Consider the following 14,249-nt stretch of genomic DNA (forward strand, 5'->3'; position numbering starts at 1 on the left):
CCCATGTCGCTGACGGGGCGCGGCCGGCGCATCGGCTAAAATCCCGCTCCTGATGCCATCCCCCACCTCCCCAAACCCGCCGCTGCCGAGGCCGGGCCAGCAGCGCGCCTGGTGGCGTGCGCCGGCGTCCGCCTCCGCCCTTGCGTTCCATATCGCCCAGGCCGCGACCGCGCACGACGGCCCGCTGCTCGCGATCGCGCGCGACAACCACAGCGCGCACCAGCTCGAAACCGACCTGCGCACCCTGCTCGGCGCTCAGGCCGCACACGACGGCAAGGTGCCGGTGCTGCCCTTCCCGGACTGGGAAACCCTGCCCTACGACGTCTTCAGCCCGCACCCGGACATCGTCAGCCAGCGCCTGGCCGCGTTGCACCGCTTGCCCACGCTCAGGCAGGGGATCGTGGTGGTGCCGGTGCAGACGCTGCTGCAAAGACTGGCGCCGCTGCGGCACGTGGTCGGCGGCAGCTTCGACGTGCGCGTCGGTCAGCGGCTCGACCTGGATGCGGAAAAACGGCGGCTGGAATCGGCCGGCTACCGGCACGTGCCGCAGGTGCTCGACCCGGGCGATTTCGCGGTGCGCGGCGGCCTGCTCGATGTCTACCCGATGGGCGCGGACACGCCGTTCCGGGTCGAACTGCTCGACGACGAGATCGACACCATCCGCGGCTTCGATCCCGAAACGCAGCGCTCGCTCGACCGGATCGACGCGGTGCACCTGCTGCCGGGCCGCGAGCTGCCGCTGGACGAGGCCTCGGTCAAGCGTGCACTGGATGCGTTGCGCGAGCGCTTCGACCTCGACACCCGGCGTAGCGCGCTGTACCAAGACCTCAAGGCCGGCGCCGCGCCGGCCGGCATCGAGTACTACTTGCCGCTGTTTTTCGAGCAGGGCCGTCGCGACGGCCTGGGCCAGACCGCCACCTTGTTCGACTACCTCGGCGACAGCACTCTGCCGGTGATCGCCGCCGGCGCGCTGGAGGCGGCCGAGCATTTCTGGAAGCAGACCGGCGAGCGTTACGAGCAACGCCGCCACGATGTCGAGCGGCCAGTGCTGCCGCCGGGCGAGTTGTACCTGTCGCCCGATGCGCTGCGCGAGCGCTTCAATCGTGGCGACCGCATCGAAGTCTGCAACCAGACCCATCCCCAGCACGAACGCGCGCAGGCGCTGGGCACCCAGGCGGCGCCGGACCTGCCGATCACCGCCCGCGACCACGCCCCCGCCGACGCGCTGAAGTCGTTCCTCGCCAGCTATCCCGGCCGCGTGCTGATCGCGGCCGATTCGCCGGGCCGCCGCGAGGCGCTGCTCGAACTGCTGCAGGCCGCCGACCTGCGGCCGGACGTGCTGCCGGACTGGCCGGCGTTCGCGCTTCTACCCCCTCTCCCGCCTGCCCCCCAAGGGGACTTCCTTCAGGGCGCGGGAGAGGGTTGGGGTGAGGGCACGCGAGATGGACTCAGCAAATTCGCCATCGCGGTCGCCCCGTTCGATGACGGCTTCGCGCTCACCGAGCCGCCGCTGGCGATCCTCACCGAACGCCAGTTGTTTCCCGAACGCGCCAGCCAGCCGCGCCGCCGCAAGCGCGCCGGGCGCGAGCCCGAAGCGATCATCCGCGACCTGGGCGAGCTCACCGACGGCGCGCCGATCGTGCACGAGGACCACGGCGTCGGCCGCTACCGCGGACTGGTCACGCTGGAAGCCGGCGGCGAGAAGAACGAATACCTCGAGATCGAATACGCCAAGGGCGACCGCCTGTACGTGCCGGTCGCGCAGCTGCACCTGATCAACCGCTATTCCGGGGCGTCGGTCGAGACCGCGCCGCTGCATTCGCTTGGCGGCGAGCAGTGGACCAAGGCCAAACGCAAGGCGGCCGAAAAAGTCCGCGATGTCGCCGCCGAACTGCTCGAGATCCAGGCCAAGCGCCAGGCCCGCGCCGGCTTGGCGATCGATCTGGACCGCGCGATGTACGAGCCGTTCGCGGCCGCGTTCCCGTTCGAGGAAACCCCCGACCAGCACGCCGCGATCGAGGCGGTGATCCGCGACCTGCAGAGCAGCCAGCCGATGGACCGGGTGGTCTGCGGCGATGTGGGCTTCGGCAAGACCGAGGTCGCGGTGCGCGCCGCGTTTGCCGCCGCCGCCGCCGGCAAGCAGGTCGCGGTGCTGGTGCCGACTACGCTGCTGGCCGAGCAGCACTACCGCACGATCAGCGACCGCTTCGCCGACTGGCCGCTCAAGGTCGAGGTGCTGTCGCGCTTCAAGACCGCCAAGGAAATCAAGGCCGAACTGGAAAAGGCTGCCGACGGCAGCATCGACGTGATCGTCGGCACCCACCGGCTGCTGCAGAAGGACGTGCATTTCAAGGACCTCGGCCTGGTCATCGTCGACGAGGAGCAGCGCTTCGGCGTGCGCCAGAAGGAGGCCCTCAAGGCGATGCGCGCCAATGTCCACCTGCTGACGCTGACCGCAACCCCGATCCCGCGCACGCTCAACATGGCCATGGCCGGGCTGCGCGACCTGTCGATCATCGCCACCCCGCCGGCGCACCGCCTGGCGGTGCAGACGTTCGTGGTGCCGTGGGATGACGCGCAACTGCGCGAGGCGTTCCAGCGCGAGCTCTCGCGCGGCGGCCAGGTCTACTTCCTGCACAACGATGTCGAAAGCATCGGGCGGATGCAGCGCGAGCTCGAGACGCTGGTGCCGGATGCGCGCATCGGCGTCGCCCACGGCCAGATGCCCGAGCGCGAACTGGAGCGGGTGATGCTCGACTTCCACAAGCAGCGCTTCAACGTGCTGTTGTGCACCACGATCATCGAGTCGGGCATCGACATCCCCAACGCCAACACCATCATCATGAACCGCGCCGACAAGTTCGGCCTGGCCCAGATGCACCAGCTGCGTGGCCGGGTCGGCCGTTCGCATCACCGCGCCTACGCCTACCTCGTCGTGCCCGACAAGCGCTCGATCACCAGCGATGCGAAGAAGCGCCTCGATGCGATCGCGGCGATGGGCGAGCTGGGTGCCGGCTTCACCCTGGCCACCCACGACCTGGAAATCCGCGGCGCCGGCGAACTGCTCGGCGAGGACCAGAGCGGGCAGATGGCCGAGGTCGGATTCAGCCTCTACACCGAGCTGCTGGAGCGTGCGGTGCGCTCAATCAAACGCGGCGAACTGCCCGACATCGACGGTACCCAGTCGCGTGGCGCCGAGGTAGAGCTGCATGTCCCGGCACTGATCCCCGAGGACTACCTGCCCGACGTGCACACCCGCCTGACCCTGTACAAGCGCATCAGCAGCGCGCGCGACATCGAGGAACTGCGCGAACTGCAGGTCGAGATGATCGACCGTTTCGGCCTGCTGCCCGACCCGGCCCGGTACCTGTTCGCGATCGCCGAACTGAAGCTGCAGGCCACCGCGCTGGGCATCCGCAAGCTCGACCTCGGCGAGAAGAGCGGCCGCGTGCAGTTCACCGACAAACCCGCCGTAGATCCGATGGCGCTCATCCAGCTGATCCAGGGCCAGCCCAAGCTCTACCAGATGGACGGCCCGGACAAACTCAAGCTCAAACTGGAGCTGCCCGACGCCCCCGCCCGCCTCGCCGCCGCAAAGGGCCTGCTGTTGATGCTGGGCAAAGCCGGCTGACAGAGTTCCCCTCTTCAGCAAAGAGGGGCCAGGGGAGATTTGCTCCTGCTCCTGCTCTGCTCTGCTTTGGCCGAAGCCCCTACCGATCCAGCGGACTCAACACCCCACCCGCGCCACGCCCCAGCACATGCGTGTAGATCTGCGTGGTCGCCACGTCCTTGTGTCCGAGCAGCTCCTGCACCGTGCGGATGTCCTGCCCGGCCTCGATCAGATGCGTGGCGAAGGAGTGCCGCAGGGTATGGCACGTGGCCGGCTTGCGAATGCCCGCAGCCTCGCGTGCCGTCTTCACCGCACGCTGCAGCACACTCTCGTCGACATGGTGCCGCCGCACCAGGCCGCTGCGCGGATCAGTCGACACGCGCGGCGCAGGGAACAGGTACTGCCAGCCCAGTTCGCGCCCGGCGGTGGGATATTTGCGCACGAGCGCATGCGGGAGCCAGACCGGCCCCACGCCGGTGTCCACATCGCACTGATGGACCAGCCGGGTGCGCTCCACCCGTGCCGCCAAGGCGTCACGCAACTTCATCGGCAGCGGCACCCGGCGATCCTTGCAACCCCGCCGTTGCGCACGCATATCTCGGAACGGTCGAAGTCGACATCCTTGACCCGCAACCGGATGCATTCCATCAGGCGCATGCCGGTGCCATACAACAATGCAGCCATGAGCCAGCGCTGCCCATCCAGCATGGCCAGCAGGCGACCCATCTCGTCGCGCGACAGCACCACCGGCACCCGCTGCGGGCGCTTCGCGCGAACCACCGATTCCATCCAGGGCAGATCGATCCCGAGCACTTCGCGATACAGGAACAACAACGCCGCCAACGCCTGGTTCTGGGTACCGGCCGCGACGTGGCCCTCGGTCGCCAGCCCGGTCAGGAACCGCTCCACCTCCGCCCCACCCAGCTCCCGCGGGTGCCGCTTGCCATTGGCGAGAATGAAGCGCCGGATCCATCCCACGTACGCCTGCTCCGTCCGCCGGCTGTAGTGCATCACCCGGATCCGCTGACGCACCTGATCCAACAACCGCGGCGATTTCCGCCCCGTTACCACCGCATCCATGCCGGCGTAACTCATACGCCCCCTCCCCTGTTGGATAACGCCGCCAACATGACGCTAGACGACAGCCGGATGCATCAGCTAACCCGTTGATCGGTTGTAGGATTTTTCCTCTTGGACCATCCGCCAAGGGCAGGCATACTCCGCGCAACACCCCGTTTTGGGGATCGAATAAGTGTTAGACCCCATGGAAAATCGACCGCCATTCGAAGATCACTACAAGCGCGCCATAGCTCCCGTCGTTCGACGGATAGATGAGCGCTACTGGGAGAAAACGCGCGGTACAACGCTTGGTGGCGCTGGCCTATCAACCGCCATTGTTTTTCTCCTTACGCAGATTGGCCTCAAGAGCGGCGCCTTGAGCATCTCTTTCTTCTGCGCAGCAATAGCAATTCCGGTTTGGCTAGCACTTTGGCAAGTGGGCGAGGCCTACTCTTTTCATGGCAATGCCTCACACGGCCACTTTTCTAAGCTGCACGGATCTGGCGTCGGCGTGTCAATATTTTTCTTCGGGGGCTTGCTGTTGCTCGTCAGCTTTGTCGCGCTGATCTGGCACTTTTCAATTCTTGCTGCTTTGGCATTCCTTGTCGGCAGTGTGGCAATGGTCATCTTTGTTTACAGGCACCATACGGCGGTGCGCGTCTGGGTAGAGCAGAACAACCCGGATGGTGTCTAACAATTCATTCAAGCCGAAGCCGCTTCGCGGCTCGGCTTAATTCAGGCGTTAGCCGTGAATGGAGGTTCAATGCGATTCGCAGCAATAGACGTCGAAACCGCTAATGCTGACCTCTCCAGCATTTGCCAGGTAGGTGTCGCATTCTTCCAAGACGGGAAGCAGGTCGATTCTTGGTCTTCGCTCGTAGACCCAGAAGATGAGTTTGATGGCTTCAATGTTTTAATCCATGGCATAGACGAGCGAGCCGTTGTTGGCGCTCCAAAATGGCCGGCTGTAGCGGCGGAGATACACGTCTTGGTTACGGGCTCAGTTGTTGCTTGCCACACCCCATTTGATCGCGCGGCGACCACATTGGCGTGTGACAAGTACGGGCTGCAGCCGTTTGATTGTCGCTGGCTTGATACGGCCCGTGTCGTACGTCGCGCATGGCCAGAAAAATTTTCAACGACTGGTTATGGCTTACGCAAGGTAGCCAAATTTCTCGGCATTGATTTCAAGCATCACGATGCATTAGAGGACGCCCGCGCTGCGGGCGAAGTGCTGTGCAGGGCAAGTGCTCATGCAGGACTGACTGTAGATGATTGGTGTGCTCGGGTGCTGCGTCCAATCGACCCAACCTCGGACCAACCAATAACCCGCAACGGAAGCGCTGAAGGCCCCCTTTTTGGAAACGTTGCAGTGTTTACGGGCTCACTAACCATCCCACGCCGAGAGGCCGCTGATCTAGCTGCAAGAGCTGGATGTGATGTGGCTGCCTCCGTGACAAAGATAACTACATTGCTCATTGTCGGTGACCAAGACATCTCCAAGCTCAACGGAAAGTCCAAGAGCTCTAAACACCTCAAGGCTGAGGACTTGATAGGTCAAGGCTGCTCCATCCGAGTTCTCCGTGAGTCTGACTTCCAGAGTATTGTTGTGGCTCAGGCGGTTCACGGCTAACAATTCATTCAAGCCGAACCCGCTTCGTCGCTTCGTTCAAATGTCTCGTTGTTCCGTTGCAGCAACTCACCGACTTGCACGTTGCGGGTCGGCTTAATTCAGGCGTTAGATCTGCTATGGAACTTTCTTGGCCCGTCATTAAAGAAGCGTTCTTCGCTGTCGGGTCTGCGGCGGGCGTCGTCGCGCTATTTCGACCGGTACTAGACAAGAAGCACCAACGGGACGTCGAGCGCGCTGAGCGCATCTTGACAATCCTTCCAGAGCAACTCGTCGTCGACCTTGAGTCGTCCCTGTATCAATCGCGCCTCGTCCCAGAGTGGATGTTTCAACCACTTGACCAACTTGCGCATGAGGTACGGACAAACCAAGACCATATCCGGTTCTCAGGCCCGCTGAAGAATGCGCTGCGCCGCGAATTGGTAGCGTTGCTGGAGGCATACAAGAACCTCCGAGAACTTGTGCAGGTGCCGGAGTGGGAGCCTCGTAGCAGAGAGGAAAGTGATGGCACCTCCACGTACTATTGGGACTTTAATAAGGAAGCATTTCAGGATGAGAGCGGCATTCCCCAGAGTTATGCACAGCATCTTGATAAGTGCGTAGATCATGCGCGTAGCATTGCCCGCGCATACCAGCGATTCCAAATTACCGCCGAAATGCATCTTCTTGAAGTGCCAGTTTCTCGTTGGCTGCTGCCGCGGCGGTATAGCGCGCACGGCGTGGCGCAGATCTAACAATTCATTCAAGCCGAACCCGCTTCGTCGCTCCGTTCAAATGTGTCGTTGTTCCATTGCAACAGCTCACCGGCTCGCACGTTGCGGGTCGGCTTAATTCAGGCGTTAGGCCGCACATCTAGCTTCTCTGTCGATCTATGGAGATATCCCATGCCAAAATTCATTGCCATTGGTTACGGTGACCGCGAAGGTTATGACCGCACAGCCAAGACGGTTCGAGATACGGCTCACGCACATGACAAAGTGCTGCAAGAAGGCGGAGCTTTGATGGGAAGTGCGGGACCTCCTGAGCAGGTCCGCAATCACGAGGCTGGCCATGTCCAGACGGAGAGTGGCCCCTACATGGCTTCACAACTCCCCGTCGCTGGATTTACTGTAATCGAGGCGCCCACTATTGCTGAGGCCATAGAGATGATGTCGCAAACTCCATGCGCTGTCGCATACGGGGTCGTTGAGGTTTGGCCGCTCAAACAGTGACGGCGAGAAGCTGATCAATCCGCCGCGTGATATGGCTGTCAAGGCAGCGCGGCCTAACAATTCATTCAAGCCGAACCCGCTTCGTTGCTTGACTCAAATGTGTCGTTGCTCCATTGCAACGACTCACCGATCAGCAGGTTGCGGGTCGGCTTAATTCAGGCGTTAGGCCTCATCTCAAGGAGTACATGGATGGACCGGGCAAAGAGCTTGCAAACACTTGGTTTCATTTTCCTCGCATTCGGTGCATCTTTCCTTGCAGTGGGCGTTGCAACGCAAATGCTCGTGTTTACCGTCTTAGGTCCGTCTTTCATGGCGCTTGGCATTGTGTTCCTTGCCACGTCCAAAGTGCGTGACAAACCGCTTGCCGTTGGGGCTCAAAAGCCGCAAGCACCAGACGGTGAGGCCTAACAATTCATTCAAGCCGAACCCGCTTCGTCGCTTCGTTGATCTGTGTCGCTGATGTTGCTGCACAAGCTCACGGGCAACGCGTTGCGGGTCGGCTTAATTCAGGCGTTAGGCCTCATGGGCAGCATCCTTGCATTTGCAGCGTGGGTACTACTTGCAGCGTTGGCTGTCTATTGCCTGTGGCATGGCGGGCGAGCCCTGCTGACGGGAACTGTGGACTCCCCAACTGCACTAAGCTCGGGACTCACCAAGCGCTCGGAAGCCCCCTTTAGCTTTTGGGTTCAAGTCGGCTTTTGGCTTGTCGGCGCTGCGATCATTGGCTACAACGTGGTTAGCTGGGCTCTCAACGCAACTGAGGCCTAACAATTCGTTCAAGCCGAACCCGCTTCGTCGCTTCGTTGAAATGTGTCGTCGCTCCATTGCTACAACTCACCGGCTCGCACGTTGCGGGTCGGCTTAATTCAGGCGTTAGGTGTCACAGGGGACATCACATGGAAGCCGATATTGCGCAAATCAAAATCCTTCTTTGGGTCATCCTCGGGGTGTTGGCCTTCTTCGTTGCAAGCAACATCCTCTGCCACATCTTCAATTGTGGCCGCCCGCGTGATGACAGGTTCGGTGACCTCTGGCAGAAAGGCCAGATTGACGACCTGATCGCTAAGACACGACTTCGGCTTCAAGAGCATCCGCATGACATCTCCGCGCTCTACTTTGGGGCTAAAGCATTGGCAGCTACCGGGCTACACGACAGCGCCAGGGCATACATCAAGCGACTCATGCTCATAGAGCCTACGTTGCATCACGATTGCAAAGAGCAGTTAGACGCCATAGACAGAATGGCAAGTGACACCTAACAATTCATTCAAGCCGAACCCGCTTCGTCGCTTCGGTCAAATGTGTCGTTGTTCAATTTCAGCAACTCACCGATCAGCGCGTTGCGGGTCGGCTTAATTCAGGCGTTAGGCCCCGGAACAGACCATGCGATGCTCCATGGCAGGAAAAGCAATGAACGACTCGTCCGATGGGATCTGGGATGACGGCGAATGGATAAGTTGGAATTACATCAATGAGCACCTTGAAGAGCAGGAGCTACGCGCGGAGTACCCCAGCGCGAGCATTGACCTGATACGGGCCTTCGAAGATTTGGTTGGTGTTGCTGTGACCTACAAAGAACTGACAGGCCGCTACCTGCAAATTTGGGGAGAGCTTGGCGAGTTCTATGCAGAGATCAAGTACGGCCTAAAGCGCCACAGAGCGCATGCCCCGGGGTCGGATGGGAAGCTCGGGAACGACTTCGTTGAGGTCAAAACCATCTCACCTGAAAAAGGCGGTAGCTGTGTCCTGGTTAAACGTGCCGGCAACTTCAACAAGCTCCTCGTAGTCAGGATTTCGCAGGACTTCGAGTTTGAGGCTCGCGTGGTAGATCGTAAGAGCATGCGCAAAGGCACTGGAAAGCACGCGCGAGTCAATTGGGGTGCGCACGGTGAGCCGGCCGGTGCCTAACAATTCATTCAAGCCGAACCCGCTTCGCGGCTTCGGCAGCACTGTCGCATCGGCAAGCGCGTTGCTCTCCTGTTCTTCGCGCTGCGGGTCGGCTTAATTCAGGCGTTAGGCCTCATGTCCAGAGTTCGGCGAACTGTTGAAAATGCCTTGGGATACGCTCTGTTCGTGGCTGCGGCCGTTGGTGTCGTTGCTTGGAACACCAGAGAAAAGTGCCTTGCTGGTGTTGGCCTACTTCCAGATCTTGGCTTTGGTTGCCCCAGTCCTAAGACGCTAGTAGTTGCAGTCGCGATTCTCTCAGCGGCTGTCTTTGTTGGGACAGCAGTGCGAGCTTTCTGCGACAGCCGTGTCGTTGCGGAACAATCGGAGCACAGCCGTGAGGCCTAACAATTCATTCAAGCCGAACCCGCTTCGTCGCTTCGTTCAAATGTGTCGTTGTTCCACTGCAACAACTCACCGACTGGCACGTTGCGGGTCGGCTTAATTCAGGCGTTAGGCGGCTTGTCAGGCAACGTCGATGATTGAAGCCCTTGCTCTCACCGTTGTCGTGCTCACCGGGCTCTACTTCATTGCGCTGGCGGTCGTGTCGCTGTTCTGCCCCGCCCAGGCCAATCGCTTCTTGCTCGGGTTCGCTGGCTCTGCGCTAGCTCACTACACGGAGCTGTTCTTGCGCTTTATGGTCGGTGCCGCACTCGTACTTCACGCGCCTCGCATGCTTTTGCCGGGTGCTTTTACGGTCTTTGGCTGGGTTCTGCTCGTCACTACGGCCTGCCTTTTACTCGTTCCGTGGCGGTGGCATCATCGCTTTGCCCAACAAGCTGTGCCTCGGGCAACTCGCCACATCACATTGGTGGGCTTGGCCTCGTTGGCAATTGGTGGCTTCACCTTGGCGGCAGTTATACGTGGCAGCGCCGCCTAACAATTCATTCAAGCCGAACCCGCTTCGTTCCTTCGTTCAAATGTGTTGTTGTTCCATCTCACAACTCACCGACTGACACGTGCGGGTCGGCTTAATTCAGGCGTTAGGCGGCTATGGCTACTGACTCGCAAGATGTCACGGACAAGTGGGCGCGCCGAGGTGTGTGCTTCCTCGTTATAGGACTCGGCGCATTCTTCGCCTACTTCAACGAATCCTACGGCTGGATTGCGCAGCCTGAGTACTTTCGCCTGAGCGACTTGTGGTTCAACCCGGTGGAGCCGTACATTCGGCTGTACCTCCCAGGCATAGTTGTTGCGCTTGGTGTGATTTTTCTTGGGGCTTCTTGCTACAGCTTCCATCGTTTTGCCAAAGCAGACGCAGCGGGCGGGTCCGCCGCCTAACAATTCATTCAAGCCGAACCCGCTTCACGGCTTCGGCAACACCGCCGCATCGGCAAGCGCGTCGTGTTCCTGTTCTTCGCGCTGCGGGTCGGCTTAATTCAGGCGTTAGGCCCCGCTCGCGACAAAGGGAGTTGCTGTGACTGACAAGCCAGGCAAGGATGAGGTCCAGATTGCTCTTGAAGCGCATGAGTACGCCTTTCGTCGCTACAAGAACGACAAGGCGCATGAGAGTAATCGGCATCCTTTTGGTAGCCCCAGCCGGGTCGAGGCAGATCTTTCGGAGATCGAGAAAGCCCACTTAGGCTTGCTACAAAGCACGCTTCAGGCTGCAATCGCCCAGCAGCACATCAACGCACTGGCGGAAAGCGCAAAAAGCAGCGATCGACTTGGTCGCAAAGTATTTTGGCTCAACGTCGTGGTCACAGTCTTGTCTGCAGTTGTCGCCGCCTCTGCTGTACTTGAGCTTTCGCAGTGAACCGGCCGGGGCCTAACAATTCATTCAAGCCGAACCCGCTTCGCGGGTCGGCTTAATTCAGGCGTTAGGCGCGCAGGAGAGATCATGGAACTCAAAGACTTTGTCGAAAACGCCAGTTCAGGAATCATTGATGGCTTAGTTGCAGCTCAAACTCGCGTTGCCGCACACGGCGCCTACGTGAATCCCGGCAATCTCATGGGCTCAACAAGCGATAGAGGTGAGGCCGCGCTTTGGGACAATCGTACAAATAATTACGCTCGATCCATCAACTTCGACGTGGCACTTACCGTTCAAGACGGAACTAACGCAGGCGCAAAGATCGGTGTTGCTGCAGGCGTTTTCAATCTTGGAGCTGGTGGTTCAAGCCAAAACAGCAACACGGCAATCAATCGAGTTCAGTTCTCCGTTCCCGTCTTATTTCCGTCCAACAACCTGCCGGAAGAAGCGCGTCAGGCAAGGTATGCCAAGTAGCGCGCCTAACAATTCATTGAAGCCGAACCCGCTTCGTCACTCGGTTCAATGTTGTCGCTGGGGGCGTTGCGTCAGCTCTCGTGCATCGCGTTGCGGGTCGGCTTAATTCAGGCGTTAGGCCTCACAGGAAAGGAAGTCGCAAATGGGCACATCGTTTTGGGTACGTCGCTTCCTGTTGGTCTTCGGCATTGCTTTCACCATCATTGCAGCTGCGCAACTGGTTCAGGGCGAGAGCCTTGATTACGCTGCAACTCAAGCTTTGCTCTGGGCAGCTATCTCGGCCAGCATTTTCACGGGCTCACGTATCTACCAGTCCCGCAAAGGCAAGCATTGCGCAATCTGCAACGACACACCGGAAATGCAGCAATCCAGTCACGAAGGCCGTGAGGCCTAACAATTCATTCAAGCCGAACCCGCCTCGCGGCTTCGGCAACACCGTCGCATCGGCAAGCGCGTCGCTCTCCTGTTCTTCGCGCTGCGGGTCGGCTTAATTCAGGCGTTAGGCCCCGATGGATACAACTAAGTTGTCGGACACAGAACTCGCAGCGCTTTCGGCCGCACACCCGACGCTTCCACCGGAGTACTTTGCTTACCTTCGTGACGTCGGCTGGGGCGAGGCTGATAGTGGCCGCATGATCTACAGCGGCCCAATTGCGCCTCAAGACGTTTACGGCGCCACCTTTAACCGGACTGATATCGTTCTCCTAGGCGACGACTTTCAAGGCTATGGCTTCGGTTATGACCTCACCGCATCAACGTACGGCGAGACCACATCAAACGGCGATTGGCAGGCCTGGCCACCTGACAAAGGCCTCATGCGCTATGTCGGGGCCTAACCAGTCATTCAAGCCGAACCCGCTTCATCGCATCTTTTAGGTGTGTTGTTGTTGAGGTCCCGTCCATTTTCCGGTTCGCACGTGGCGGGTCGGCTTAATTCCGGTGTTAGGCGGCACAACCATGCTTCATGCATTCTGGGACTGGTGGCAGTTCAACTTCTACCTCGGGCTTGCCAGTCTCGCGGCTGGCATTGCCGTGATTTCGCCGTTATTACTGAGCAAGTCCTTCCGTAAGCGGATCTCCCGCATGGACCTGGACTTGGAGGCAATCGGGCTTGTCGTACTAATCTTGGCCGTGGTTATCATCGGTCTGTACAACTGGTTCGGTGCTGCTAGCAGTGCCGCCTAACAATTCATTCAAGCCAAAGCCGCTTCGCGGCTCGGCTTAATTCAGGCGTTAGGCCGCTGGAGACTATTACGTGACTTGGAAGCCATACGCAGTTTTCGCTCTCATCTACTTCACGCTAGGAATGGCGCTATCGTTCCTCGTGGAGTTCGTAGCCATAGATCCCATCGCACTCGACCCGCTCGTGTACGTTGCTGAGTTGGCCTGCTGGGTGGCTGCTGCGCCCGTCGCCATTGTTCTCGCTAAGCGCGTTGGCTGTATCAGCACTTCCGGCCTAGTGCTCGCGGGCTCCGCGTTGCTGCTTGTCACGTACTGCTCTGTTTGGGCCGTGCATCAATGGCAATCGGCCCAGGCAGGCGCGTCAGTCCCTATTTGGCACATGGCGAGGATGGGGGGCTGGCCGTTCGCCCTCCACGCATTGTTACTAATCCTCGCGCCGCCAATCTGGCACTCTTCAGTTTTGGGCAGGGGCCGGCGCCAAGTCGCGGGCGCGGCCTAACAATTCATTCAAGCCGAACCCGCTTCGTCACTCGATTCAAATGTGTCGCTGGCGATGTTGTGCCGGCTCCCGATCAGCGCGTTGCGGGTCGGCTTAATTCAGGCGTTAGACGGCCGCCAACGTTCACCTCGTTCCGGAGAAAAGACATGGTCCTCCGTATCTTTGTCGTTTTGATCGCGTTCTACGCGTCCGAGGCATATGCACAAGCTAAACCGGACGTTGAGCACGCCGGTGCAACGGAGTTGCGAGCGAACATGGCGGGTGCTGGGCAGGCGCAAGAGCGTCTTATCGGCAAGCTTCTGGGACGCGGTGGTGACTACCGGTACATGATGATCCGGCGCGATCGAACGAGCCAAATCCAAGCCCATGGCGCGTGGGACGAGATAATTGTGGTGAAGGAAGGGGCTGCAACAATGCTGTACGGCGGACAGTTCAAGGGAGGACGAGCGGCGGGCTCCGAAGAGCGAGGCGGAGGAACCGGTGAAATGCGAGGAGGCGAGATTATTGGAGGTACTAATCAACCTCTTGGGGCTGGCGACCTCCTAATCATCCCGGCCGGCGTTGCCCATCAAGTGCACGTTGAGGCGGGCAGGTCGGTTACTTACTTAGTAATCAAGGTTGCGCGAGCGATGCAATCGCCAAACAAGGGTCTCTGAGGTCCGTCTAACAATTCATTCAAGCCGAACCCGCTTCGTTGCTCCGTTGAAATGCGTCGCTGCCGGTGCTCCATCCACTCCCGTCTCGCGCGTTGCGGGTCGGCTTAATTCAGGCGTTAGGTGTCATGGACACATCCCTTCCTGACAGCAACCACAAGCCGTTCGTCGTGCTATATCGCTGGCGCGTCCGCCCAGGCTTTGAGGATCAGTTTGTCCAAGGCTGGCGCGGTG

At 60.0% G+C, this 14,249-nt stretch carries 16 protein-coding genes and 1 pseudogene; 16 read left to right on the forward strand and 1 reads right to left on the reverse strand.

The window, feature by feature from the left end:
- The first annotated feature begins 52 nt into the window (after positions 1–52).
- The gene (gene mfd / locus ACJQWM_RS06695) at positions 53–3,631 is read left to right on the forward strand and encodes a transcription-repair coupling factor (protein WP_332706992.1); all 3,579 of its coding nucleotides are present in this window, start codon (positions 53–55) and stop codon (positions 3,629–3,631) included.
- Between the two features lie 79 nt (positions 3,632–3,710).
- Here mfd and ACJQWM_RS06700 read toward each other — a convergent pair.
- Positions 3,711–4,705: pseudogene (locus ACJQWM_RS06700) on the reverse strand (integron integrase).
- 169 nt (positions 4,706–4,874) lie between these two features.
- On the opposite strand from ACJQWM_RS06700, the gene ACJQWM_RS06705 reads away from it, so the two are divergent.
- The 15 genes from ACJQWM_RS06705 to ACJQWM_RS06775 all read left to right on the forward strand — a co-directional run bounded on the left by ACJQWM_RS06705 (position 4,875) and on the right by ACJQWM_RS06775 (position 14,018).
- Positions 4,875–5,363 (forward strand): hypothetical protein, encoded by a 489-nt coding sequence (locus tag ACJQWM_RS06705; protein ID WP_332706989.1) that lies wholly within the window; start codon positions 4,875–4,877, stop codon positions 5,361–5,363.
- 69 nt (positions 5,364–5,432) lie between these two features.
- The gene (locus ACJQWM_RS06710) at positions 5,433–6,302 is read left to right on the forward strand and encodes an exonuclease domain-containing protein (protein WP_332706986.1); all 870 of its coding nucleotides are present in this window, start codon (positions 5,433–5,435) and stop codon (positions 6,300–6,302) included.
- 116 nt (positions 6,303–6,418) lie between these two features.
- A complete protein-coding gene (locus ACJQWM_RS06715) occupies positions 6,419–7,033 on the forward strand; it encodes a hypothetical protein (protein ID WP_332706983.1) in 615 nt (204 codons plus the stop codon).
- A gap of 150 nt (positions 7,034–7,183) precedes the next feature.
- Positions 7,184–7,510, forward strand: coding sequence for a YciI family protein (locus ACJQWM_RS06720; protein ID WP_332706980.1), 327 nt, complete (start codon positions 7,184–7,186; stop codon positions 7,508–7,510).
- A 189-nt stretch (positions 7,511–7,699) separates the two neighbouring features.
- A complete protein-coding gene (locus ACJQWM_RS06725; RefSeq protein ID WP_332706977.1) occupies positions 7,700–7,918 on the forward strand; it encodes a hypothetical protein in 219 nt (72 codons plus the stop codon).
- Positions 7,919–7,969: 51 nt separating this feature from the next.
- On the forward strand, positions 7,970–8,278 hold the full coding sequence (locus ACJQWM_RS06730) for a hypothetical protein (protein ID WP_332706974.1): 309 nt from the start codon (positions 7,970–7,972) through the stop codon (positions 8,276–8,278).
- A 128-nt stretch (positions 8,279–8,406) separates the two neighbouring features.
- Positions 8,407–8,769, forward strand: a complete 363-nt coding sequence (locus tag ACJQWM_RS06735; RefSeq protein WP_332706972.1) for a hypothetical protein — start codon at positions 8,407–8,409, stop codon at positions 8,767–8,769.
- Between the two features lie 151 nt (positions 8,770–8,920).
- Positions 8,921–9,418 (forward strand): hypothetical protein, encoded by a 498-nt coding sequence (locus tag ACJQWM_RS06740; protein WP_332706969.1) that lies wholly within the window; start codon positions 8,921–8,923, stop codon positions 9,416–9,418.
- Positions 9,419–9,932: 514 nt separating this feature from the next.
- On the forward strand, positions 9,933–10,334 hold the full coding sequence (locus tag ACJQWM_RS06745; protein ID WP_332706966.1) for a hypothetical protein: 402 nt from the start codon (positions 9,933–9,935) through the stop codon (positions 10,332–10,334).
- Positions 10,335–10,871: 537 nt separating this feature from the next.
- The gene (locus tag ACJQWM_RS06750; protein ID WP_332706963.1) at positions 10,872–11,210 is read left to right on the forward strand and encodes a hypothetical protein; all 339 of its coding nucleotides are present in this window, start codon (positions 10,872–10,874) and stop codon (positions 11,208–11,210) included.
- Between the two features lie 84 nt (positions 11,211–11,294).
- A complete protein-coding gene (locus tag ACJQWM_RS06755; protein ID WP_332706960.1) occupies positions 11,295–11,681 on the forward strand; it encodes a hypothetical protein in 387 nt (128 codons plus the stop codon).
- Between the two features lie 142 nt (positions 11,682–11,823).
- Positions 11,824–12,075: a hypothetical protein gene (locus tag ACJQWM_RS06760; RefSeq protein ID WP_332706957.1), complete on the forward strand. Its 252-nt coding sequence runs from the start codon at positions 11,824–11,826 to the stop codon at positions 12,073–12,075.
- 115 nt (positions 12,076–12,190) lie between these two features.
- Entirely contained in the window at positions 12,191–12,517 is a 327-nt protein-coding gene (locus tag ACJQWM_RS06765; protein WP_332706954.1) for a hypothetical protein, read from the forward strand.
- Between the two features lie 121 nt (positions 12,518–12,638).
- The gene (locus ACJQWM_RS06770) at positions 12,639–12,866 is read left to right on the forward strand and encodes a hypothetical protein (protein WP_330970023.1); all 228 of its coding nucleotides are present in this window, start codon (positions 12,639–12,641) and stop codon (positions 12,864–12,866) included.
- Between the two features lie 642 nt (positions 12,867–13,508).
- Entirely contained in the window at positions 13,509–14,018 is a 510-nt protein-coding gene (locus ACJQWM_RS06775) for a hypothetical protein (protein WP_330970022.1), read from the forward strand.
- Positions 14,019–14,249 lie beyond the last annotated feature (231 nt).

It is taken from the genome of Novilysobacter longmucuonensis (assembly GCF_046600735.1).
Taxonomy (GTDB): domain Bacteria; phylum Pseudomonadota; class Gammaproteobacteria; order Xanthomonadales; family Xanthomonadaceae; genus Novilysobacter_A; species Novilysobacter_A longmucuonensis.

Coding starts and splice junctions, on each gene's coding strand:
- mfd (WP_332706992.1), top strand. CDS start 53: ATGCCATCCCCCACCTCCCCAAACCCGCCGCTGCCGAGGCCGGGCCAG.
- ACJQWM_RS06705 (WP_332706989.1), top strand. CDS start 4,875: ATGGAAAATCGACCGCCATTCGAAGATCACTACAAGCGCGCCATAGCT.
- ACJQWM_RS06710 (WP_332706986.1), top strand. CDS start 5,433: ATGCGATTCGCAGCAATAGACGTCGAAACCGCTAATGCTGACCTCTCC.
- ACJQWM_RS06715 (WP_332706983.1), top strand. CDS start 6,419: ATGGAACTTTCTTGGCCCGTCATTAAAGAAGCGTTCTTCGCTGTCGGG.
- ACJQWM_RS06720 (WP_332706980.1), top strand. CDS start 7,184: ATGCCAAAATTCATTGCCATTGGTTACGGTGACCGCGAAGGTTATGAC.
- ACJQWM_RS06725 (WP_332706977.1), top strand. CDS start 7,700: ATGGACCGGGCAAAGAGCTTGCAAACACTTGGTTTCATTTTCCTCGCA.
- ACJQWM_RS06730 (WP_332706974.1), top strand. CDS start 7,970: ATGTTGCTGCACAAGCTCACGGGCAACGCGTTGCGGGTCGGCTTAATT.
- ACJQWM_RS06735 (WP_332706972.1), top strand. CDS start 8,407: ATGGAAGCCGATATTGCGCAAATCAAAATCCTTCTTTGGGTCATCCTC.
- ACJQWM_RS06740 (WP_332706969.1), top strand. CDS start 8,921: ATGAACGACTCGTCCGATGGGATCTGGGATGACGGCGAATGGATAAGT.
- ACJQWM_RS06745 (WP_332706966.1), top strand. CDS start 9,933: ATGATTGAAGCCCTTGCTCTCACCGTTGTCGTGCTCACCGGGCTCTAC.
- ACJQWM_RS06755 (WP_332706960.1), top strand. CDS start 11,295: ATGGAACTCAAAGACTTTGTCGAAAACGCCAGTTCAGGAATCATTGAT.
- ACJQWM_RS06760 (WP_332706957.1), top strand. CDS start 11,824: ATGGGCACATCGTTTTGGGTACGTCGCTTCCTGTTGGTCTTCGGCATT.
- ACJQWM_RS06765 (WP_332706954.1), top strand. CDS start 12,191: ATGGATACAACTAAGTTGTCGGACACAGAACTCGCAGCGCTTTCGGCC.
- ACJQWM_RS06770 (WP_330970023.1), top strand. CDS start 12,639: ATGCTTCATGCATTCTGGGACTGGTGGCAGTTCAACTTCTACCTCGGG.
- ACJQWM_RS06775 (WP_330970022.1), top strand. CDS start 13,509: ATGGTCCTCCGTATCTTTGTCGTTTTGATCGCGTTCTACGCGTCCGAG.